A 23081-nucleotide genomic window follows, 5' to 3' on the forward strand; every position below is an offset into this window, starting at 1 on the left:
ATTTGAAGCCTCGATCGTTTAAGCCTCTCAGTCAACATCAAAACGGCTGTTAGCTGACGTTAAGCGTCGGCAACAGCCGTTTTGATTGATTTTAAAAAGTAATTAACCATTTGTGCCACACTACTGACGCGTTAACTGGTCAGCAGCATTGATCATTTATTGCTGGTAGGACGAGACCCATTCCAAGTCAACATCTGATCTAAAAACCGTTTACTCCTTGGATAAACGCCAATCGTATCCGAATAGATCATATCTAGTGCCCGGCGTAAATTTTTCTTCGTCTCATCATGCACGGTCACCGTTTTCAATTTGGTAAGATCCACAGCTGAAAACTGCCGCAAATAGTAAATCGTGCGCTGGTCTAAGTGCAGCCGGTTGGGGTCAAGATGCCAATGTTGTTGGCAAAGCAAACCGCCGTAGGACTCCGAATAATCAAATGGTAGATCCGTTCGCCCACAGATCACGCAGCCGCGTAAATTAGGCTGGACCCCAAACAGGCTCATCATTTGCACCTCGAAAATGTTGGTAATAATGGCTTCATCAAAACCATCATTGATCAGTGATAAACCGTGAAATAAACGCGAGTACCAGCCGCCTAATAGCTGATTATCAGGGATTGCCAAGTCCAGCAACGACATCATGTAAGTGGCGTAAGCGTTTTTAATGATGTCTTCTGAAATATGGGTCAAATTAGTCGTGTCCTTGGCCGCATTAATGTACGATAGTCCGCCATCACGGATATCGCCGACATACTCGCCAAAAGTGAAGGGCAACAGGTCAGCCGTCATTTTAAACCCGCGTTTTTTGGCACCGCGGATAAAAAACATCCGCTTACCCGCTTCTTGAGTAAAAAACTTCACCAGCATATCACGCTCACGGTATTCTTTTTGATACATGACGATACCGTGAAAATCCATGATTTGTCCAGCCATTACCATCACCACATTCTAATAATCGTCTTTTCGATATCCGTATGACTGAAGGGCAGAAGACTTATCACGCCAGCCTTGGACAACTTTGACCCACAGCTCCAAATAAACTTTGTCTCCCAGTAGATTTTCGATATCTTGTCGGGCCAGCGTCCCAATTTTTTTAAGCATTGAACCGCCCTTGCCAATTAAAATGCCCTTTTGACTAGGTCGATCCACAATAATCGTTGCTTGAATATGAATTTTCTGTTCGTTTTGCCGACTCATTTTATCGACCACCACCGCGACAGAGTGAGGAATTTCTTGACGCGTAAGCTGAAGAATCTTTTCGCGGATCAGTTCAGAAACGATAAAGCGTTCAGGATGGTCGGTCACTTGATCATCGGGGTAGTACTGAGGCCCCTTGGGTAACTTGCCAGTCAACTCTTCCATTAATTCATCAACGTTATTACCCTCCAACGCTGAAATTGGAATCACTTCTTGCCATGGTAGTGCGTCCTTATACTGATCAATGACGACCAGCAGATCATCAGGATGAATCTGATCGATTTTATTAATAATCAAATAAACAGGTTTTTTGACGGTTTTCAAACGGTCAATAATGAAGTTATCGCCCGCACCACGCTTCTGTTCAGCGTTGACCATCATGAGAACAGCATCCACTTCATTTAGTGATGATAGCGCTGACTTAACCATGTAATCGCCTAACTCGGTCTTCGGTTTATGAATCCCTGGCGTATCGATAAAAACGATCTGAGCCGAGTCAGTTGTGTAGATTCCCTGGATCTTATTGCGGGTCGTTTGTGCTTTATCCGACATAATGGCCACTTTTTGACCCACCACACGGTTCAATAGCGTCGATTTTCCCACGTTGGGACGGCCGACGATGGCCACGAACCCACTCCGATAGTTTGGATTATCCAAATTTAATTACCTCCGATGTGAAATTGTTGTATCAATTCTGGAATAAAAATTAAACAGCCAATAATCACGGCAAAAATGGCGGCGATCAAAACCCCACCAGCCGCCACGTCCTTGGCTTTTTTAGCTGACTTGTCGTAGTGGTGACCAACGATCAAGTCCACAATGGACTCCACCACCGTGTTCAACACTTCCGCCACCACGACCACAAAAATTGCCAGCGTGATCCAAAGCCACTCTGTGATACTCAGGTCAAGCCAAATACCCAGTAAAATAGCCATTAGTGCCATCACTAAGTGCTTACGAAAATTACGTTCCGTAGATATCAGACTGTAAACGCCGCTGAGTGCGTGAATCACAGACTGTAAAAAAGACTTATTTTTATTAAGCTGTTTATCGTTTAAGCCCATAAGCATCGAGAATATCCCTCTGTAATTTAAACATCACTTTTTCGTCTTCTGGTTTCATATGGTCATAACCGTTTAAATGCAAAAATCCATGTACCACTAAAAAGCCCAGTTCGCGTTCGTACGAGTGTTCCAGATACTCAGCTTGTTCACCGACTTTGTCCACCGAAACAAAAATATCACCAATGTTTTCGGGAATCTCAGCAGCTAGTTCATCATCCATCACAAGTGGAAATTCCGCATCTTCGTCTGAAGAATCTTCAATTGCAAAACTGATAACGTCAGTGGCCCGGTCAACCCCGCGATATTTACGGTTAATCTCTTGAATCCAATCGTTATTGACAAACGTCACCGACATCTCGGTATTTTCCTTAAGTTTGATGTATTTGCCCGCATACTCAAGAACGTCCTTGACAAGCTGAACGTGTTCTTCAGGCACACCATTCTTGGTTTCATCGTATATTTCTAGATCCATTTTTATACTCGTCCTTAATTATTTTCAACCGCATCATAAGCGTTGATGATTGCTGCAACCACGGGGTGACGAACCACATCATCAGCCGTAAACTGTACGAATTCGATATGGTTAACATCCTTCAAAATACTCATGGCCTGAACCAGCCCACTCTGACTATTTCGCGGTAAATCAATTTGCGTTACGTCACCGTTAACGATCATCTTTGAACCAAATCCCAGTCGAGTCAAGAACATTTTCATTTGTGAATTGGTTGAGTTTTGCGCTTCATCTAAAATAACGAACGCGCCATCCAAAGTTCGCCCACGCATATAGGCCAACGGTGCAATTTCAATTACGCCACGTTCCATCAATCGATTTGTGTGTTCGGCACCTAAAATAGCATATAAAGCATCATAAATTGGCCGCAAATACGGATCAACCTTTTCTTTGAGGTCACCAGGTAGGAAGCCCAGGCTCTCACCCGCCTCAACAGCCGGCCGTGTCAAAATAATCTTTTCAACGTCGCCACGCTTCAAAGCCGCAATTGCCATGACCACAGCCAAGTAGGTTTTCCCGGTCCCAGCTGGACCGACGCCAAACGTCACGTCATTGTGCCGAATGGCATCAATATACTGCCGTTGACCATAATTTTTGACTCGCACAGCCCGCCCTTTAGCGTCTTTGATCAGCGTTTCCGTATAGAGATCCATAAAGTAATCAAGGGTACCGCGATCAGCCATTTTCATTGCGCTGACCACGTCTGCACTATTTAACTGAATGCCCTTTTGCACCAGCTGATCCATATTTTTTAAGATTGCCATTGCCTTTTCAACTTGAAAAGGTGCACCAGAGACTTTAATAGAGTTACCAAATGGCCGCACAGACACTTCAAGTCCCTCTTCAAGAAGGGAAACAAATTGGTCTTGAGCGCCCAAAATAGCTACTTCCTGCTCTGGTTTTGCTAAGATATATTCTTTTTCAGTTTGAGAATTGTCAGCCAAATATAATTGACTCCTTTACTATTAAATTAGTCTTCCAAAAACCATTATACGACAAAGCGCACATAAAAGCTCGAACAAGTGTTACACAAGCGATAGGCCAACTCCAAAATGATTGTTAAAGCGTCCAAAATTGACGTTTTCATTTATCACTATATAACAAAATTATCATGCCAAATATGCCATTTTTGAGGTATGATATTCCTAAGATAGGAGTGGTGTAAATGAAGATTTTAGGCATTCTGGGGGCCCACAAGCAAACCGGTCTAACTGCGCAAATGTTGGCTGCAGTACTCGCCGGTGTGCCAACCCCGCACACGGTCGAAACCATTTACTTGGAGGATTACCATTTTCAGCCCGATCAGGTTGGTCAGCGCGATCCAGTACTTGATGAGTTAACCGCCAAACTACTAGAAAGCGATGTCTGGGTGTTAGCTGCGCCAACATATTGGGGTGGCCTAGCCGGAAAAATGAAGGACTTTTTAGATTGTATGCGTGGTCGCCTAGTCCGGTTCGATCACAAAGGTGGCACGCACCCGGACCGTTTTAAAAATAAACATTACATGAGTATCACTAGCTGCTACGCTAGTACGATTGAAAACTGGGTGACGGGCGTTACCGACAACAGTTTTCGCACCATCGACAAAGTGATGTCAGCAGCCGGGTTGATCAAAATTAAAGAACTGGTTTTACCAGGAACCTTACTGATGGATAAAATTCCCGAGCAAAAACTTTCTCAAGCACAGCAGTTAGGCGCCAAACTAATTACTAAACCGAAACGAGATGATAACACTATGAAGCGCTATATTGAACTCTTCTGTATGATTGCTGTAATGGCCTTTCTAACGATGGGTATCCAATTTCTGTTTCACTTGATCACACCAGGTACTTTTTGGCTGACATACATTACTTTTGTCCTGATCTTCTACGTTTTACTAGCCAGCATCTTACATTTTTTCACCGTTGTAAAACATCGCCGTCGTTAAGCATTATTGCAGATAGCAATTATTAATTTGTATCATACATTTAGCATCTGAGATAACCTTCTGAGGTGCTATTTTTTTGCCGTTACCGCAACAATTTTCGCTCGTAACTGCTGGGCAGCCAGTAACGGATCGTCGGCCTTCATGATTGCAGACACAACCGCCACACCATCCACTTGGGCGGGCTGAATCACTGAAACATTTTGGGCGTTCAACCCGCCAATGGCATACACTGGTACGCGAACAGCTTTTTTGATTGCAGTTAGAGTTTCAACGCTGGTGTGCACGGTTTTAACGTGTGTGGTTGTCGGAAAAATGGCTCCTACACCAAGGTAATCAGCTCCTTGCTGAGCGGCTTCAAGCGCCTGTTCAACGCTCTTAGTGGTGGCACCAATCAGCTTATCTGGTCCCAATATTTTTCTCGCAATGGCAACTGATAGATCTTGTTGGCCAAGGTGAACGCCGGCTGCATTGACTGCTTGAGCAATGTCTAAACGGTCATCGATAATCAAAGAGACCTCAAAACGGTCGGTGATTACTTTTACAGCAAGTGCACGTTGATAGTAATCTCTAGAACTGAGCTGTTTTTCTCGCAGTTGAACAATGTCAACCCCACCACGGCACGCCGCTTCGATCTGAGTCAAAAAAGCGGTTTGGGAATAAGTTAGCGAATCAGTTACCAAGTACAACGGCCGGTTAATAAGTTGCATGTGAAATCCCCCTATCAGCTCTGCTGTTAATTAAATCGACTGGCATTAATATCGTGAATAAGTGTACCGGAATGCCGACGAAAAGTCACCCTGTATTTATTCAAAACAGGGACGAATCACAATAAATTTTACTTGACTAAAACAATAAACTGCTTTATAAATATAAGCATCGAGTCCATGGACTCAAATAATTTAATCACGTTAGTTCGTCTGGGGTGCCCTTTGGCTGAGATCATACCCATCGAACCTGATGTAGTTTGTACTACCGAAGGAAGACAACTTTAACTAATGATATTTTGTCTCGAGCCTTTCCCGCCCAAAAGTTAACTGCGCGGCAATTAAGCTCACCCCTTCCTTTGGTAGTCAAATTGGAAGGGGATTTTTTTATGGTTATTGTAAATGGCGAACCTGTAGCTGAGGCAGTTGGTCTCAACATCCAGACATTTTTAGAACAGCGACAAACACCAGTTGATCACGTGGTCGTTGAACTAAACGGCCACATTATTCATCGGCCAGAATTTGAAAACACCACACTCAGTCCGAACGACAAACTTGAACTGATCACGTTTGTCGGCGGCGGTCGTTAAGGGGGACGCAAGACATGCAACCAACCATTCAAGGAATGTCGATCGATGATGTCTATCAAGGAATGAAAGCCCGAAACGTCGCTGATTCAACCACTAAGCTGACTGATGCCCACGTCACGATTGCTGGGGCTGGTGGCCTTGGCTCAAACATTGCAATTGCATTAGGACGCATTGGTGTGGGCCACTTAACCCTGATCGATTTTGACCAGGTGGAGCTCAGTAATTTAAACCGTCAGCAGTTTAAGCTCAGTCAGGTTGGAATGGATAAAGTTGTCGCACTCAAACAAAATCTGCAAGAGTTCAACCCGTTTGTTACCATCGACGCGGTCGCAAAAAAGATTGATCACGACAACGTCGCAACCCTATTTGAAACGGCTGATATTATTTGCGAAGCGTTTGATGATCCCAGCGCAAAAGCCATGCTGCTTGATGCCGCCAGTGAAGCCTTTCCGTCCAAGCCAATCGTAATGGCCACCGGAATGGCCGGCATTCATAGCTCCAATAGCATTATTTCCAAACAAGTTCGACCTAACCTGTACATCGCTGGTGACGGGACTTCTACTGGAGCAGAAGGCTTAATGGCACCCAGAGTCATGATTGCCGCGGGTCATGAAGCTAACATGGTCACACGTTTAATCCTTGGACAACCCACAATCTAGGAGGTTTTTAAAATGCAAGATCTACTCACTATTGGTGGTCACACGTTCACTTCCCGGTTCATTCTCGGCTCGGGTAAGTATTCCTACAATCTCATTGATTCAGCAGTCAACCATGCCAAAGCACAAATTATTACCATGGCCCTTCGAAGAACCGAATCATCAGCAGAAAACATTCTGAATTTTATCCCTGAAGACGTCACGATCCTGCCCAATACGTCGGGATCAACCACCGCTGAAGAAGCAGTGAGAACTGCACACCTTGCCCGTGAACTCAGTGGCAGTGACTTCATCAAATTAGAAGTTGTCCCCGATAAAAAGTATCTCATGCCCGATAACGATGAAACCGTCAAAGCAACTGAGACCCTGGCAAAGGAAGGCTTTATTGTGATGCCTTACGTGCTGCCCGATCTGAACATTGCACGCCGGCTGGTTGATGCCGGTGCCGCTACCGTTATGCCCTTAGCTGCTCCCATTGGTACTAACAAGGGCTTAGCTACTAAAGACCTGATTCAAATTTTAATTGATGAAATTGACGTTCCAATCATCATCGACGCTGGTATTGGCCGTCCCAGTGAAGCTGCTGCAGCGATGGAAATGGGCGCCGACGCCATCATGGCAAACACCTCCATGGCAACCGCCAAAAACATTCCGTTAATGGCAGAAGCCTTCCGTTTAGGGGTCGAAGCTGGTCGAAAAGCCTACTTGGCAGGACCAGGTCGAATTATTGAACGCGGTGCAGTAGCCTCATCACCACTCACCGGCCTAAGTAAATGACAGCCGATGACCCCACTTGGGCGGTTTTTAAACAGCAGTTTGATCTCATCACTGAAATTAGTGCAGCCAAGACTGGCCAAAATCGCCTTGTGTACTCCCAGAACTGGGTCGATGCCCAAACTGCCCTAATCAAGTTTGGTCAACAAGCTGGTTTAACGGTCACTGTGGATGACTATGGCAACGTCTACCTCGACTTTCCTGGCCAAGATGATCAGATCATCGCCACTGGATCACATATGGATACGGTTGTTGATGGTGGCCGCTTTGACGGTCTTTATGGGGTTCTGGGTGGGCTGCAAGCCATCATTAACTTACGGAATCAGTTCGGTAGGCCTCAGCATACCCTGCGACTAATTTCGTTTAGCGAAGAAGAAGGCAGCCGTTTTCCAACTACCTTCAGTGGTTCGAAATACTACGTTCATGGTCAAATAGTTAAAAATCTAACCGACCAAAATGGCAATCGTTTTGATCAGGCACGAAAAGCCGCAACCTCACAACTTCTAGCTTTGCCTCAAGTCATTCACGAACGACCCAAACTGCCTAGCGCCTTTACTGAACTGCACATCGAACAGGGACCCCGCCTAGAAAACGAACATCGCCAAGTTGGTCTCGTATCAGGAATTGTGGGTCAAAGACGTTGGCAAATTCAAGTTCAAGGCGTCGCCAATCACGCTGGAACAACCCCGATGACTCAGCGGCATGATGGACTCTTAACTGCCGTTGACCTGATCAAACACCTGCATGCGATAGCCAGCGAACTGAGTCCTGATTTAACGTTTACAGTCGGTCAACTGAACGTTTTGCCAAATACACCCAACGTGATCCCTGGCAAAGTCGCGTTTTCAGTGGACGTTAGGCACCCTAACAACGCTATTCTTGACGCCTTTGAGACTGCACTAAACCGCTCATTGACCCTCTTTTCGGCTTCTCAACTAACGTGTCAAGCACACCGCTGGGTCAAAGATCTTCCAGCAAAATTCAGTCGTCAAATACTTGATCAAAACGTCAAACTGACTCGTCAACTGGGCTATAGTTCAATTATGATGCCCTCAGGCGCAGGGCACGACAGTTATGTGATGAATCAGGCAGTCCCGACCGCCATGATTTTCGTTCCAAGTGTTAAGGGAATTAGTCATGCTCCTGCTGAATTTACTCATTTGGAAGATTTAAAGACTGGAATTTTAGTTTTAACAGCCAGCTTACAACATTTAGCGTATTCATGAAATAATCAGAAAGGCTCTAGAAGCGGATTATTTACCGTTTCTAGAGCCTTTTAATGACTTCACACATTAATCTGGAATCATTTACTTAACATAGCCTTCACAGTCTTATTGACCACTGAGCCATCTGCGCGACCCTTAAGTTTAGGCATCACAGCACCCATAACTTTACCAAAGTCGGCCATTGAACTGGCACCTGTCTGTTTGACCGTATCAGTGACGATCTGCTTCACTTCATCTTCACTTAACTGTTTAGGTGCATAGTTTTCAACCAGCTTGATCTCCGCATCGAGACCATCCACCAGGTCTTGACGACCTGCCGCGGCGAACTCTTCTCGAGATTCTTTTCGTTGTTTAAGTTCTCGTGATAGCACTGTCAGTTCATCGTCATCGGTTAAATCGTGGCCTAACTTGATGCGTTCGTTGGTCAGGGAAGTCTTGATCATGCGAATCACGTTCAATGCAACCTTGTCATGCGCCTTCATAGCGGTCTTTAAATCTTCTGTAAGTGTGTCTGATAATGACATATTTATTGCCCTCCTAAGGTAACCGGATTCATTTAATTTCAAACTCAAAAAAGAGACCCCTGTCAAAACAGGAGCCCCCAGCAACTAGAAGCTGCAACTAGAATCGCTTCTTGTTCTTGCGTTTTCTTGCTGCTTCTGATTTTAATTTGCGTTTAACACTTGGCTTTTCATAAAACTCACGTTTACGGTATTCTTGTAAAGTACCGCTTTTAGAAACGGTTCGTTTGAAGCGCCGAAGAGCATCGTCAAGAGACTCGTTTTTGCGAACGACTGTCTTTGTCATGTAAATCCCTCCCTCCGAGCTCAAATAGTAACCGCCTGAAATGAAACAACAAAATAAGCCCATTCCAACAGTTCTTTTTAATTATACCTACCAAACACAGAGCCGTCAATCATTTCAACTAACTTTTGCATCAATAAATTCATTTGAAGTGCATGCGCTTCCACCTGTGATAAAATTAATGCAAATACATTTTTACGGAGGCATTCATATGGCTGACAATTCAGAAATCGAGATTTTTATTATTTCAGATTCCTCTGGTGAAACTGCGCTCACTGTGGCTCAAACCGCGGTCGCACAATTCCCTGATTTAAAGGTTAAATACCAGCGGTTTCCCTTTATTCAAACTGAATCGATCCTTGGTGGGATCTTGAAGCTGGCGGCCAAACATAATGCCGTCATTTACTATACATTGGTGACGCATTCGCTGAGTGATCAAGTTAACGACTTTGCCGAAGCAAATCAACTGCAGTCGTTTGACTGCATTCAGCCGGCGATGCAGGTATTAGCCAACCGAAGCGGCGTCAAACCAGCTTCGATTCCAAGTATGAACCACAGTCTGACTGATACTTACTTTGACCGGATCGGCGCAATGGAATTCGCGGTCGCTTACGATGATGGCAAGGATCCCACAGGACTGTTAAAAGCTGATCTGGTGATTCTTGGTGTTTCCAGGACCTCCAAGACACCGCTGTCCCTCTTTTTGGCTAACCGAGGGATCAAAGTTGCGAACTTACCGCTGTCACCAACGTCGCAAATTCCTGACGAACTTTGGCAAGTAGATAAGTCTAAAATTATTGGTTTGACTAACAGTCCAAAAGTGCTCCGCCGTATTCGTCAGCAACGCATGATTTCTTACGGTTTGCCGGCTGGGGGGGCTTATTCAGATACTGAAAAAATCAAAGCTGAACTGAAATATGCTGATGACATTTACCGAAAACTGGGTTGCTTGGAGATCAATGTTGCCAATAAATCAATTGAAGAAACCGCTACTTTGATCTTAGAAAGTTTGAATTTGGAACCGGCAGAAGTTGACACGATCAAGGACTAGTGTCCATTTTACTTCGATTAGATTGCCCGTAGACGTTGTTTTGCGGTACACTAGTTTCAAAAGAATCTGTTAAGTTTATCACAAGCATAGAAGGAGTGATCAGCATGCCTAAAATTGGTCTCATTTCCGGAAGCCTGCGAAAGGCCGCCTACTCGAAGAAAATTGCTAACCTACTGGCTAACTTGCTGCCTAATGACCTGACCCCTGTATTTATTCCCATCGACAAATTACCACTGTACAACGCTGATTTAGAGGATCAGCAAGTAGCCGCGTGGGATGATTTTCGTCGTCAACTTGATGAGGTTGCTGGCCTGATTTTTGTCACCCCCGAATATAACCGCTCAATGACTGGAGCCTTAAAAAACGCGTTGGACGTGGGATCAAAACCGCGTAATCATTGGAAATACAAAACGGCACTTGTGGTTTCCAGTTCGCCAGAGGCTACCGGCGGTTTTGGTGCCAATCATCATTTAAGACAAGTTCTAGTTACTTTAAACGTTAATCCTGTGCAACGACCAGAGGTTTATCTGGGTCACGTCAACCATCTGTTTAACGATCAAGATCTGGTAACTAATCCAGATGTGATTGCCTTTTTGCAATCCGCTGTCACCGCCTTCGTTTCCCTACACGCTCGCCTGGCCGCAGTTCCAACCCGGCCTACTCCCACCTTGAAGCTAAACTTTCAACCTGGCCGCTTTTACGCTAATGATGACACTGGCTCAACACTAGCCAACATTATTTTTGAGGATCGTCAAAATCACCGCATCGCCATCACGGAAACCTTTGTTGATGAGCGTTTAAGGGGGCAAGGAATTGCCAAACAGCTGATGTTGCGGGTGATCCGCTTTGCCCAAATTTACCATTTGACGATTATCCCTGAGTGTACCTACGCCGACGCCTTTTTAGAAAAGCACCTTGAATATGCGTCACTGGTAGCCCCTAACGACTGATTCAGGTTTGCAGCTGACTTTTAACGTTGCAATGCCCAATGAAGAAAATAAAAAGCGATCAATTTCTCGACCCAGTTGCTGTTAAGGCAACAAAGGTCAAGCACTAGAATTGATCGCTTTTTATCGTGGCTTAGATTCAGCCCTTATTCATCAAAACCTAAATTGGCATTAAATGGCTTTTGCGCCAGAATGTCCTCTTCAATTTTGGGATTGAAGTGCTGCTGTTTCAACATCTCAACTTCGTAACCGTAAGGCGCCAATTTATGCTTCTTATCGACTGCAACCCATGGCGTTTCCATTATTTTAGGCACGTTAACCAAACTAGGATGATGAGCCACCGCATTCAGGGCATCAAAGCCAATGGTCCCCTTGCCCAGTAACTCGTGACGGTCTTTATGACTTCCACGAGGATTCTTGGAGTCGTTCAGGTGCACGACCTGCAAACGCTCTAAACCAATCACGTCATCAAACTGTTTCAGCACGCCATCAAAGTCGTCTTTAATATCATAACCGGCGTCGCTTGTATGACAGGTATCAAAACAAACGGATAATTTATCGTTGTCTGAAACCTGGTCAATAATCTGGGCCAGTTGCTCAAAGGTGATACCAACCTCGGTCCCCTTACCGGCCATTGTTTCCAAAGCAATCTTGACTTTTTGATCAGGCCCAATGACCTCGTTAAGTCCCTTAGCAATTTGTGCGATGGCAGCATCTGGACCGGCACCAACGTGTGCGCCAGGATGCAAAACGATCTGAGTCGCACCAATGGCATCCGCCCGTTTAACTTCTTCACGCAAAAAATCGACTGCGAAGGGAAAATTTTCTGGTTTGATTGTATTGCCTAAATTAACGACGTACGGTGCGTGAACAACAATCTGTCGAAGACCATGGTCAGCCATGTACGCCTGCCCCGCTTCAATATTTAATTTTTCAATGGGCTTTCGACGGGTATTTTGTGGTGCGCCCGTATAAATCATAAAGACGTTTTCACCGTAACCTGCCGCTTCCTGTGCAGATCCCAGCAGCATCTCCTTACCCTTCATGCTAACGTGTGAACCGATTAAAAAAGTCACTTATAAATCCCCCTTAATATTAAATCAGCCACCTTTTGAGAAGCTGTACCATCCTCCCAGACACAGTATTTTTGGTTAAATCCCGCCATCTGGGACTGATAATTTTGAAAATCGTGTGAAGTAGAAAACTGCTTAAGGTACTTATCAAACTGACGCTCATTTGTCGCTAAGGGACCTGGTATCTCAGCTTGATAGTCAAAGTAAAATCCTCGCAGCTGGTCTCGATAATGTTCTAGGTCATAAGCGTAAAACAACATCGGCCGATTTAAATTTGCAAAATCAAACATTACCGAGGAGTAATCCGTAATTAATAAGTCTGAAACCAGATATAATTTGGCAATATCTTCGTCGGCAATAATCTTGACTCGGTCTTCAAACCCATGGATATCAATGTGGTCCTTAACTAAATAGTGCGGCCGCAATACCAAAATAGTTCGGTCATCGACCTGCTCAAAAAAGCGCTGCAAGTTAAACGGCAGTTCGAAGTGATATTGACCAGTCTTAATGGCATCATCATCGCGCCAAGTCGGCGCATAGGTGACCACCGTCGCCTTCGCATCACCCACCAATTGCTGTTTTAACTGCCGAATAATTGCTGGCTGATTCTGTTGATACAGCACGTCATTTCGGGGATATCCAATGTCTAAAAACTGATTATGAAACTGAAAGGCTGACCGGAAAATCTGTTTTGAATAATCATTTGGTGCTATTAAATAGTCCCAACGAGACGCTTCACGAGTAAATTGTCGGTAGTAATCTTCAGTCTTGGTTCCAGGAATGGCCACGTGTTCGATGTCAACGCCTAAGTGCTTCAATGGCGTCCCATGCCACGTTTGAATATACGTCGTCCCTTTATTTTTACGCCACCAGTTTGGTAGCCGTGAGTTAAAGACCCAGTACCCTGCGTGCGCCATGAGCCAGACCCATTTAAACGAAAAACGCTTGACCAGTTTGATCTCGGGATACTTGGCGTGTAGCGCCCGGTATCGTTTGGGCTTAACGCCAAAATACGCGCTTGGTCGTAATTCAGGTTTAGTTTTGACCAGGGCCTGGTAGATAGCCGCTGGATTATCATTAATGTCGTTGCCGTTAAAACTCTCGAATATAATGAGGCTTTTTTTAGAACGAAGACAAATAAACCCATCGTTTAACACGATGAGTCCAAAGCGAATTACGATTTTAACAGCCTGAATCAATTGTGTTTTAAAGCTGGCCATATGTTCGTAATTCCTCCTTATTAGTCCTAAATCAAATCAACAAACCGTGAACGGAACTTGTAGTGCAAATGTGATCCTACTAATAGGAAGAACAGAACGATCAACCAAAATTCAATCGTCAGCGTTGGGCGTTGCCAGAACCAGCCCTGCCCAAGCATCGATTCACGAAAACCGGAAACGATGTAGAAGAACGGGTTTAGTTGTAGTAAACGGATCACCAATGGTGGAAAAGCGCCTGATTCAAAATTAAACAGCACTCCTGAAATGTAGAATAACATCCGCATAATAGATTGCAATAACACGTGATAGTCACGAACCAGCACGGACACGGCCGAATTAAAGATCCCAAACGCAATCAGGAACATGATCATACAGAAGAAATAGTAAACTGATTCGAGCCAGTAGATACTAGGATGAATGCCATATAACAGACCAACGATTATTGAAACGACCAACATTGTCCAAAATGAACTCAAATTAGATACGATCTTAATTGTTGGCAGCGCAGAAACGGGAAACTTCATTTTAGAAACCATCCCGACCCGCTGGTAAATACTCTTAGACGCATCTAGGGTTGCCCGGTTCATGAAGAACCATGGGGTGATCCCAATGACCATCCACGGCAGGTAATCAACACCATTACTTTGACCGTGCTTTAACCCAACACCGAAAACTAACCAGTAAATACAGATTTGAATCAAGGGGTACAAGTACTCCCAGACAAGGCCTAAATAATGACTCTGATAACTAGCCCGATCTTCATAACCGGAAATTCGGAAAATGATTCCCAGACTTTGAAACTGTTCCTTAAATAAGGTTTCAACCTCTTTCAAAGGTAAACACTCCTTTAAACCGACTAACTTTCGAGATAGTGGCAGTAATATTGAACAACTCTTTGCGTTGCGTATCCATCATTATAAGTATTCCAATAGTGATTGAACTGAGTAAAATCCGTGGGCTGATCGGCTAAAATTGCCTTTTTTAGTGCCTCAGGCGTCGTGAGCGGAGTTGTTGGCAGCCACTGCAAATAATTGGTCTGAATGCCCGGATTTTGCTGATACGCTTCTAGATCCGCCATGTAAAATAATAAACTGTGTGCATGGGGCAACAAGCTGTAATCAAAAGCAATCGACGAATAGTCGGTGATCAGCGTTTCAGTCACCATCAAAAGGTCCGTCGTCGAAAGCTGTGGGTAAAACCGAACTTGTGCCGTTGTGACCTGACTGAATTCCTGCTCGTACTTTTGTAACAACGGGTGCAGTTTAACCACCACGATGGCGTTGGAATCAGCAACTAAGGCTTGTTTGACCTCGGCTGTCAACTCAAAGGTCATCGAGTCGCGGTAGGTTGGTGCGTATAAAATCACCCGGTGATTAGCTAAATCAGGTGCCAGCCGATTAATTCGGTTCATGGCTGCCTGCTGCCACTGAGTGGAAAAAAAGCGGTCCGACCGCGGATACCCTAGCAGTTTCATCCGCGAGCGTGGGACGTGGTAGCTATCCTCGAACACGGTTCCCATCGCATCTGAGGCCACCACGTAATCGTCAAACTGATTATAAACGTTTTGAAACCGGCGTTGATCAGCCTTCGACCTAGTCTTGGTTTTAGGATCACCCCAACCAAACCGCTTGATAGCACCATTAGCATGCCATAATTGGACGATTTTGGCTCGTCGTGGATGCTTAAGTCCACCCAAAAACGCGTAATAATTATCGCAAAAAATCAAGTGTGAGCGCATCAGAACCGGTACACCAGTAAAAACAAAGTGTAAATTATCGCGAAAAACGACTACTTGAATGCCATACGCAGCAAGCCGCGTTGCTTCGACTTCCACATCGGGGCGGTAATACACCACGAGGTGCTGATTGGCTGGCAGCTGAGCCGCCAATGCCAGAATGAATTTTAAATTATTACCAAAACTCATGAGGTAAATAACGGGCTGAACCCGACTTTTCCGAAAATAATTCAGTGCTGAAATCAATCGCACCAGCCAGATATAAATAACTTTCACAACAGACCACCAATTCTATGCTTTCTCCTGTGTTACAAGGCTTTCTTGACGCCTTTGCAACGCACAACATGGTATTATACCACATTCATATTTTGCGTAACGCTCTTTAACGAGATTTTAAGAAATCATTCGTTCACGGGCGTGGAAAACCAACCAGCTATTCAAGCACAATTCCTTGTCCAAAAAGCGCAATCGCTATTCAAACCAACGATTCAATCAAAAAACGTAGACCAGTTTACTCAACTCGCCTACGTTATTAGGATCGACTATTAAAATGAACGCACTCTAAAATCAAAGTTTCGGCTCGTAAAAGTGCCCCAAAACCTTATAAATTTCTGAAATACTGACGAAGGCACTGGAATCCGCCTCATCCATTGCTTCTTCCAAATCATTCATTTCATACCGTGAGATCACGGTAAACAAAATTGTCTTCGTATCGTGATGGTAAGCCCCTTCTGCATCGTGAACAATGGTGATGCCACGACGCATATGATTTTGAATCGAATCGATCACCTTTTTCGGGCGGTCAGTAATGATCATCACCTGCATCAATTGCTGCCTAGTATACGTCATGTCCATCACTCGCGCATTAACCACCAAGCCAATGGCAGAATAAAACGCGTATGGCCAGCCGTACATGAAACCGGCTGCCAAAATGATCAGTGAATTGAACGCAATATTAATTGTACCAATGGATCGGCCCGTTTTACGCCGGATCACCAACCCTAAAATATCTAGTCCGCCGGTGGAGATACCGTTCTTGAGTGCTAGACCCGTACCAAACCCATTCACGGCACCGCCAAACAAAGCACAAATAATCGGGTCAGTCGTCAGGTGGACCGGGTGAAGCAGCTTGATCATCAAACTTGCCAGAAAAACCGAAATAACCGTATAAACCGTAAAGTTATGACTAATTTGCCGCCAAGCCAAAACGAACAGCGGAACGTTCAATAAGAAAAGACCAAGCGCAGTAGAAATCACAAACGGTAGGTGCCGCTGTGTGACGGTGGTAACCAGTTGCGCCAGTCCAGTGATTCCAGACGAATAAATGTGTCCCGGCGTCCAGAAAAAATTCATCGCAACGGAAACGAGAATGGCATAGATAAATGCAGTTGAAATTTTCCCAATTGATTGATGGCGTTTGATCAAACGCTGTACATCATCCATAACGAACCCTCTTTGTTAAAGTTTAATTACCCTAACATTCATCCTAGCATAACCGGTCAATTAACACAGCAAAATCAAACAATTTTAAACAGAACTTCACTTTGTATCCGTTTTTTGCCAGTGTTCTTTAACAAAGCGCTCACGACCACCTGACTCTTCCAAGGCGTAACGGGCCGGATTTTTACGGTAGAACTCCTGATGTTCTTCCTCAGCTTCGTAAAACGGCTTGGCATCTTCGATCTTAGTTACGATTGGATCGTCAAACATGCCGCTGTCAATTAGATCCTGACGCGATTTTTCAGCGATACGGCGCTGGTTTTCATCCTTCACAAAAATCACAGGACGATAGTTATCTCCCCGGTCTTGAAACTGACCCATCGCATCGGTCGGATCAGTTTGCTGCCAATAGATCTGGACTAATTTTTCATACGGCATAATTTCCGGATCAAAAATAATTTTGACCGCTTCAGTATGGCCGGTCGTATGACTGCTGACCTGCTCGTAAGTGGGGTTGGCAACGTGACCGCCAGTATAGCCGGAAATCACCTTTTCGATTCCTGGTTGGGTGTCGAATGGTTTGACCATGCACCAAAAACAGCCACCTGCAAAAATCGCACTTTCTCTTTTATCACTCATTTTATTCACCTCTAAAATTAATAATACCAAGTATATGGCTTTTGCGCCAACGACACAAGTAATTAGCGCACAATTAACCATCCCATCAGGCTCCAAGCAAGTTCTGCACGCTGTCTCAAATCGGCAAGTTCGCTTTTTTCAAAAATAGCCCTTTACATTCGCCAAAATTTCCGCTAGTATACATATAAATTAAAAAGTAATTAGAAAGAAATGAGAAGAAGAGTAAGTTCAAACTCAATTTACAGCGAATTCGCGGTTGGTGAAAGCGGATAGTGATTTGAACTGAAAGTAGTCTTCGAGCTATGGACGCGATGTTTGAGTGTCCATTGGTAGCCACCATTATTTGGCCAGCGACTTCGAGTTTTTCGAGTTCGCGGAGGTTGTCAAACGACAACGTAACAAGGTGGTACCGTGCATCCAATATGCGCCCTTCGAATTTTTCGAAGGGCGTCTTTTTAATTTAAATGATATTTCAGGAGGGATTTTATTTTGACATTATTAACAAATTTAGCAACCACACCTAATCGACTCATTCCAGCAGCTGGCGATGGTGAAACTTTCTCGCTATTAAGCCAGTCCGCGTTCCCGGCAATCCTTTTAGACGGGACACTAAGCGCAAAAACGCTGTTAGCGCAGGATAATCAGGGCTTATTGACAGAGTCTGAATACGCCAAATTCTTACGGGATATGCAACTCAGAAAACATGGCCAGTTGATTGCAGATCTGCAATCAGGCTTCGGCAGCCCTTTAAACACCTACTATGCGGCTCAGGATCTAGAACGTTCAGGCGCTGATATTCTGCTCTTAAATGATCAAAAATATCCGTCACATTCAACCAATCACCCGGCCACAACCAGTGCCGAAGATCTGCTAGGAAAGGCTCGCGCTGCACAGGACGCCTTAGAAAATCCCGCTACCGAATTATGGATCAAACTAGAGGGAATCAAAGAATACGGCGTCCAGGAAGCTCAAAATCGAATCACTTACCTGGCTAATGCAGGTGCTGATGCCATCATTATTAGTCATTATCAGTCAGAACAGTTACAGGCGTTACTAGATGGGCACTCGAAACTACCGCTTCTAGCGACTTGGACGCCTGACACTCAGCCAATCACAGGACTCGCCGGCTGGCTTGATACGGGATACTTGGCTCAACAGGCCCAAACAGCACGGCAAGACGCCTTAAACAAACTATTAGAAGGAGCAATTCAATATGCTGAAAAATGAACGAATGAGACACCAATTTAAAACCGAAGTTATGAGTGGCAACATCGTTAAAATGATGGTCGCACCGGACGCGTTAGCTGCTAAAATCTGCCAATCATGTGGCGCCGAAGCTGTATTTAGCGCTGGTTATGCAACCAGTGCTTCGACTCTGGCGATGCCTGACCGTGGCATCAGTGATTTTGGCATGGCATTGGAACGTTGCCGAGAAATCGTTAACGCCGTCGATATTCCCGTATTTGCCGATGCTGACACGGGTTATGGCGACTTGGCAAACGTCAAAAGAACCGTTGAGAGCTACGAAGCAATTGGCGCTGCTGGCATCTTCATTGAAGACCAAGTCTGGCCAAAACGTTGCGGTCACATGGACGGTAAAAAGGTCGAACCGACCGAAGTTTTAGTCGCTAAACTGCGGGCTGCTAAAGCCGCCAGAAAACACGATGACTTCTTGATCATGTCCCGGACTGATGCCCGTGCCGTTTACGGGCTAGACGAAGCAATCAGCCGCAGCAAGCAATACCACGAAGCAGGAGCCGATCTGATCTTTATCGAAGCCCCGCAAAGCAGCGAAGAACTAGAAACGATCCACAAAGCATTTCCAAATACGCCGATGATGGCCAACATGATTGAAGATGGCAAAACACCGCTGACCAAACCGGAAGAGCTGCAAAAATTGGGCTTCAACATCGTTGTTTACCCGAATGCCATGACCTACACGCAAACTTACGCCGAAGAACAGTTGATCAAAACGCTGCAACGGGATGGTACGACCAAGGCCTACAAAGATCACATGATCACCTTCCCGCACTTTAATGAGTTTGTCGGCTTGGACAAGGTCAACGCACGGGATGCCAAGTACGCCCCAGAAAAGATGACCAAGTACATGACGAACGCATGATTTTACGACGAAAATGATATCAAGGAGGATATGCTTATGGCTTCTAACGCATTAAGTTTGGAAACGCAACTGAATTCAGCTCGAGAAACCCCGTTATTTTATAAAGTCTTTGCTTTAGCAGGTGCCGGTATCATGTTAGACGCTGCCGATGTGTACATAGCAAGTGCGGTCAATAGTGCGTTGCTCGCCACCCACTTTGCAACCCTCTCACAAGGGTCAATCTTTTTATCAGCTGGCTTTCTTGGTCTCTTCATGGGGTCCCTGTTAGCAGGCTACATTGGCGATTTTTACGGCCGCAAGAAGGCCTATCAGTATAACTTGTTACTGTTTGGAACCTTTACCCTTTTGTCGGCCATAGCACCAAACATGATCACCCTCATTATTTTTCGGCTAATTGCCGCCACTGGTTTGGGGGCGGAAATCGTAACGAGCTATGCGATCGTGAACGAATTTGCCCCCATCAAGCGGCGTGGCCACTGGTCTGGCATGACCGCTATCGTAGCTAACAGTGGCGCACCGATTACCCTTTTGATTGCCACCTTGTTGATTCCGAAACTGGGTTGGCGGTCAATGTTTCTACTGATTGGCGTTTTAGCAATCATTCTTTGGTTCGCTCGCCGTCACTTCCCGGAATCGCCACGCTGGTTATTGTCAAAGGGACGTACTGAAGAGGCCAACGCCATTATTAAACAACTGACCTCTCGTGGACTTTATGAAAACGGTGAATTACAGGATCAAAACGAACCCGTCAGTCACATCAGTTTTGCTAAGGGACTGACAATTGCCATTATCGCCGTTAGTGCAACCTTATTATGTCAGTACACCTTCACCACTTGGGTTCCGACACTGCTGCTAAAGCAGGGCATTAGTATCGTTAGTTCGATCGGTTTTTCGGCGATTATGATGATCGGAGCACCAATTGGTTCAGCAATCGGCGCACTGCTAGTCGATCGAACCGGCCGTAAACGCTTAATTTTCATTAGCTTCCTGGCAGTGGCCATTCTGGGTATTGCCTACGCTTATGAAACAGCAACTTGGGCAATCATTTTAAACGGATTCCTGTTGACCGTTGCAATTTATATCCTAGTTGCAACTGTTGTTAGTATCTATACCAATGAACTGTTCGAAACGAGTCATCGTTTTCGCGGTTCAGGGATTGCCAACGGCATTTCAAAGTTACTAAACGTTTTGATGCCGACCATTGTGGCGTTGGTGATCACCAATTTTTCAGCCGCCTTCCTCTACTATGGCATTGCAGTCCTTGCCATAATTGCCGCCTTTGTGATCCTGATTTGGGGGCCTGAAACCGATAAAAAAGCCATTAAATAAGGTTGAATTAGACTAATGATGATTAAATCTTTCTAGAATCTAAGGCCATATTCTCAGAGGTCAGCAGTGAAATAATTAGCTCTCAATTAAAAAACAAGCGATATCAACATAATCCATTTGGGAAATGCAGTTGGTATCGCTTGTTTTTCATTCGATTTTAAAAAAGGCTTGTAATCCTATTTTCTGACCATCTTACAAACGACAGTCTACTTAGCCGGTTCAGCAACGACTCGGACTATTTTTCGTCATCATCCTTGGTGACAAATAAATGCAGGTCTTGAAGTTGTTTGTCAGAAACGGTGGTTGGTGCTGAAGTTAACGGTTCAACAGCTTTTGAGTTCTTTGGAAAGGCAATCACATCACGAATGTTTCCGCGCTTAGCCAGTAAGCGAGCAAAACGATCCAGCCCAATCGCCAGACCACCATGAGGCGGAAAACCGTAATCCAGGGCGTTTAGCAGATAGCCAAATTGGTTTTCAGCCCGCTCCTTAGTAAACCCAAGAGCCTTGAGCATCTTCATCTGCAGTTCACGGGTGTGGATCCGGATCGACCCACCGCCTAATTCCAAACCGTTTAAGATAATATCATAACTTTGAGCGTACGCTTTATGTGGATCTTCACCCTCATCAAGGTAGTGCTCATCACCAGCCTTTGGCATGGTGAATGGATGGTGAGCTGGTACCCAACGTTTTAGATCAACATCGTAGTCAAATAATGGCCAGTTAACAATCCACAAAAAGGCAAATTTCGATTCATCGATCAGGCCAAGCTGCTCGGCAATTGTCCGACGCAGGTAATCCAAAGTTTGCGCAACCACCCGTGAGGAGTCGCAGGCAAACAGTAACAGGTCCCCAGGCTTAGCACCGGTTCGCTCAGTGATCGCTTTGTACAGCTCAGCGTTATCCTTGAAGAACTTAGCAATTGGACCCGTAAAGTTATCTTCGGTCACTTTGAGCCATGGCAAACCCTTAGCCCCAAAACGGTCAATGTGTTCAACGAACTTGTCGATATCCTTACGTGAGTACTTATCCGCACCACCAGGAACGGCAATGGCTTTCACTTGACCGCCGTCCTTCAGCACGTTATTGAACACGTTGAAGCCCAGATCATCAACGAGATCGCCCAGGTCCTTTAGTTCCATTCCGAAGCGCACATCCGGCTGGTCAGTCCCAAAACGAGCCATTGAATCATCCCAGTCAAGACGCTGGAATGGCAGTTTAACATCAATGTTTAAGGTATCTTTCATAACTTTGGCAATCAAGCCCTCGGTGAGATCTTGAATCTCTTCAGCATCAAGAAATGAGGTTTCCATGTCGATTTGAGTAAATTCAGGCTGGCGGTCACCACGTAGATCCTCATCCCGGAAGCAACGGGCAATTTGGTAGTAACGGTCAAAACCGGCACCCATCAATAACTGCTTAAACAGTTGCGGGGACTGTGGCAGGGCGTAAAAGTGACCCGGATAGACCCGTGAAGGCACCAGGTAGTCCCGTGCGCCTTCGGGGGTTGACTTCGTTAGGTCAGGCGTTTCAATATCAATGAAGCCCTGAGAATCAAAATAACTGTGAACGGATTGCGTGATGCGGTTACGAATCAACAGCCCACGTTGCATTTCTGGCCGCCGAAGGTCTAAGTAACGGTATTTTAACCGTAATTCATCCGATACGTTGATCCCATCTTGAATGTAAAATGGCGGGTTCTTAGCCTTATTCAACAAGTTGATCTTGCTGACCCGAACTTCGATTTTACCCGTTCGCATCTTGGTATTCACTTCGTTTTTAGCCCGTGGCACCACGTGACCTTGAACCTCGATCACGTACTCGTTTCGAAGCTGGTCGGCAACGGCCAAGGCATCCTTGTCGAATTCCTCGCTAAACACGAGTTGGACAATACCTTCCCGATCCCGTAAATCGATAAAAATTAAACCACCTAAATCACGACGCTTTTGAACCCAACCTTTGAGGACGACATCCTGATCCAAATACTGTTCGTCCACCAGGCCGGCATATGTTGTTCGCTTCATCCTGTTATCTGCTACTGATAACTTATAAATTGTTAGAGATCCTTCTTGCT

At 45.1% G+C, this 23081-nt stretch carries 25 protein-coding genes, 1 riboswitch and 1 other annotated feature; of the genes, 10 read left to right on the top strand and 15 right to left on the bottom strand.

The features are described 5' to 3' along the window. Positions 1-152 precede the first annotated feature (152 nt). Genes recO through GM612_RS01055 form a run of 5 tightly spaced genes read right to left on the bottom strand, consistent with a single transcriptional unit; the run spans position 153 to position 3715 of the window. Positions 153-932 (bottom strand): DNA repair protein RecO, encoded by a 780-nt coding sequence (gene recO, locus GM612_RS01035; protein WP_155430518.1) that lies wholly within the window; start codon positions 930-932, stop codon positions 153-155. 15 nt (positions 933-947) lie between these two features. After that, positions 948-1853 carry a GTPase Era gene (era, locus tag GM612_RS01040; protein WP_155430519.1) on the bottom strand — a complete coding sequence of 302 codons (906 nt, stop codon included), beginning with the start codon at positions 1851-1853 and terminating at the stop codon, positions 948-950. A gap of 2 nt (positions 1854-1855) precedes the next feature. Continuing rightward, positions 1856-2260 (bottom strand): diacylglycerol kinase family protein, encoded by a 405-nt coding sequence (locus GM612_RS01045; RefSeq protein WP_155430654.1) that lies wholly within the window; start codon positions 2258-2260, stop codon positions 1856-1858. After that, positions 2244-2732: an rRNA maturation RNase YbeY gene (gene ybeY / locus GM612_RS01050; RefSeq protein ID WP_155430520.1), complete on the bottom strand. Its 489-nt coding sequence runs from the start codon at positions 2730-2732 to the stop codon at positions 2244-2246. Before ybeY ends, GM612_RS01045 begins: the two co-directional genes overlap by 17 nt. A gap of 14 nt (positions 2733-2746) precedes the next feature. Continuing rightward, positions 2747-3715 carry a PhoH family protein gene (locus tag GM612_RS01055; protein WP_155430521.1) on the bottom strand — a complete coding sequence of 323 codons (969 nt, stop codon included), beginning with the start codon at positions 3713-3715 and terminating at the stop codon, positions 2747-2749. 221 nt (positions 3716-3936) lie between these two features. Between GM612_RS01055 and GM612_RS01060 the strand changes: the two genes are divergently transcribed. Further along, a complete protein-coding gene (locus tag GM612_RS01060; protein WP_155430522.1) occupies positions 3937-4698 on the top strand; it encodes a flavodoxin family protein in 762 nt (253 codons plus the stop codon). Between the two features lie 68 nt (positions 4699-4766). On the opposite strand, the gene thiE is transcribed toward GM612_RS01060, so the two are convergent. Next, positions 4767-5405 (bottom strand): thiamine phosphate synthase, encoded by a 639-nt coding sequence (gene thiE, locus GM612_RS01065; protein WP_155430523.1) that lies wholly within the window; start codon positions 5403-5405, stop codon positions 4767-4769. A 201-nt stretch (positions 5406-5606) separates the two neighbouring features. Beyond that, positions 5607-5696: riboswitch (TPP riboswitch) on the top strand. Positions 5697-5791: 95 nt separating this feature from the next. Here thiE and thiS point away from each other — a divergent pair. The 4 genes from thiS to GM612_RS01085 are packed head-to-tail and all read left to right on the top strand — an operon-like array spanning position 5792 to position 8648. Further along, positions 5792-5992: a sulfur carrier protein ThiS gene (gene thiS, locus GM612_RS01070; protein ID WP_155430524.1), complete on the top strand. Its 201-nt coding sequence runs from the start codon at positions 5792-5794 to the stop codon at positions 5990-5992. 14 nt (positions 5993-6006) lie between these two features. Further along, entirely contained in the window at positions 6007-6651 is a 645-nt protein-coding gene (gene thiF / locus GM612_RS01075) for a sulfur carrier protein ThiS adenylyltransferase ThiF (protein WP_155430525.1), read from the top strand. Between the two features lie 12 nt (positions 6652-6663). Next, a complete protein-coding gene (locus tag GM612_RS01080; protein WP_155430526.1) occupies positions 6664-7425 on the top strand; it encodes a thiazole synthase in 762 nt (253 codons plus the stop codon). Continuing rightward, positions 7422-8648, top strand: a complete 1227-nt coding sequence (locus tag GM612_RS01085; RefSeq protein WP_155430527.1) for a M20 family metallo-hydrolase — start codon at positions 7422-7424, stop codon at positions 8646-8648. The genes GM612_RS01080 and GM612_RS01085 overlap by 4 nt, the downstream gene beginning before the upstream one ends. Positions 8649-8725: 77 nt before the next feature. Here GM612_RS01085 and GM612_RS01090 read toward each other — a convergent pair whose 3' ends face one another. Both GM612_RS01090 and rpsU read right to left on the bottom strand, forming a co-directional pair. Then, positions 8726-9172, bottom strand: a complete 447-nt coding sequence (locus GM612_RS01090; RefSeq protein ID WP_155430528.1) for a GatB/YqeY domain-containing protein — start codon at positions 9170-9172, stop codon at positions 8726-8728. A gap of 97 nt (positions 9173-9269) precedes the next feature. Continuing rightward, a complete protein-coding gene (rpsU, locus tag GM612_RS01095) occupies positions 9270-9455 on the bottom strand; it encodes a 30S ribosomal protein S21 (RefSeq protein WP_054659587.1) in 186 nt (61 codons plus the stop codon). Between the two features lie 208 nt (positions 9456-9663). Here rpsU and GM612_RS01100 point away from each other — a divergent pair, with 208 nt between their 5' ends. Both GM612_RS01100 and GM612_RS12200 read left to right on the top strand, forming a co-directional pair. Next, positions 9664-10503 carry a pyruvate, water dikinase regulatory protein gene (locus GM612_RS01100; protein WP_155430529.1) on the top strand — a complete coding sequence of 280 codons (840 nt, stop codon included), beginning with the start codon at positions 9664-9666 and terminating at the stop codon, positions 10501-10503. Positions 10504-10607: 104 nt separating this feature from the next. Then, positions 10608-11453, top strand: coding sequence for a GNAT family N-acetyltransferase (locus GM612_RS12200; protein WP_173021180.1), 846 nt, complete (start codon positions 10608-10610; stop codon positions 11451-11453). A 143-nt stretch (positions 11454-11596) separates the two neighbouring features. Here the strand turns inward: GM612_RS12200 and GM612_RS01110 are convergent, their stop codons facing one another. The 6 genes from GM612_RS01110 to msrA all read right to left on the bottom strand — a co-directional run bounded on the left by GM612_RS01110 (position 11597) and on the right by msrA (position 17557). Continuing rightward, entirely contained in the window at positions 11597-12526 is a 930-nt protein-coding gene (locus tag GM612_RS01110; RefSeq protein WP_343031733.1) for a deoxyribonuclease IV, read from the bottom strand. Beyond that, positions 12523-13743 (bottom strand): CDP-glycerol glycerophosphotransferase family protein, encoded by a 1221-nt coding sequence (locus tag GM612_RS01115; RefSeq protein ID WP_155430530.1) that lies wholly within the window; start codon positions 13741-13743, stop codon positions 12523-12525. The genes GM612_RS01110 and GM612_RS01115 overlap by 4 nt, the downstream gene beginning before the upstream one ends. A gap of 26 nt (positions 13744-13769) precedes the next feature. Further along, a complete protein-coding gene (locus tag GM612_RS01120) occupies positions 13770-14576 on the bottom strand; it encodes an ABC transporter permease (protein WP_155430531.1) in 807 nt (268 codons plus the stop codon). 23 nt (positions 14577-14599) lie between these two features. Then, a complete protein-coding gene (locus GM612_RS01125) occupies positions 14600-15754 on the bottom strand; it encodes a CDP-glycerol glycerophosphotransferase family protein (RefSeq protein ID WP_343031734.1) in 1155 nt (384 codons plus the stop codon). Between the two features lie 291 nt (positions 15755-16045). Continuing rightward, positions 16046-16921, bottom strand: coding sequence for a YitT family protein (locus GM612_RS01130; RefSeq protein WP_155430532.1), 876 nt, complete (start codon positions 16919-16921; stop codon positions 16046-16048). 96 nt (positions 16922-17017) lie between these two features. After that, positions 17018-17557, bottom strand: coding sequence for a peptide-methionine (S)-S-oxide reductase MsrA (gene msrA, locus GM612_RS01135; RefSeq protein ID WP_155430533.1), 540 nt, complete (start codon positions 17555-17557; stop codon positions 17018-17020). A 201-nt stretch (positions 17558-17758) separates the two neighbouring features. Then, positions 17759-17992: a binding site (T-box leader), on the top strand. Between the two features lie 54 nt (positions 17993-18046). Between msrA and GM612_RS01140 the strand changes: the two genes are divergently transcribed. The 3 genes from GM612_RS01140 to GM612_RS01150 are packed head-to-tail and all read left to right on the top strand — an operon-like array spanning position 18047 to position 21008. Further along, positions 18047-18784 (top strand): isocitrate lyase/phosphoenolpyruvate mutase family protein, encoded by a 738-nt coding sequence (locus GM612_RS01140; protein ID WP_155430534.1) that lies wholly within the window; start codon positions 18047-18049, stop codon positions 18782-18784. Then, on the top strand, positions 18771-19679 hold the full coding sequence (locus GM612_RS01145) for an isocitrate lyase/PEP mutase family protein (RefSeq protein WP_173021181.1): 909 nt from the start codon (positions 18771-18773) through the stop codon (positions 19677-19679). Before GM612_RS01140 ends, GM612_RS01145 begins: the two co-directional genes overlap by 14 nt. A gap of 36 nt (positions 19680-19715) precedes the next feature. Continuing rightward, positions 19716-21008 (top strand): MFS transporter, encoded by a 1293-nt coding sequence (locus GM612_RS01150; RefSeq protein ID WP_425500319.1) that lies wholly within the window; start codon positions 19716-19718, stop codon positions 21006-21008. A gap of 235 nt (positions 21009-21243) precedes the next feature. On the opposite strand, the gene aspS is transcribed toward GM612_RS01150, so the two are convergent. Next, positions 21244-23031 carry an aspartate--tRNA ligase gene (gene aspS, locus GM612_RS01155; RefSeq protein WP_155430536.1) on the bottom strand — a complete coding sequence of 596 codons (1788 nt, stop codon included), beginning with the start codon at positions 23029-23031 and terminating at the stop codon, positions 21244-21246. Between the last annotated feature and the right edge of the window lie 50 nt (positions 23032-23081).

The organism is Secundilactobacillus folii, from assembly GCF_009720675.1.
GTDB classification, from domain to species: domain Bacteria; phylum Bacillota; class Bacilli; order Lactobacillales; family Lactobacillaceae; genus Secundilactobacillus; species Secundilactobacillus folii.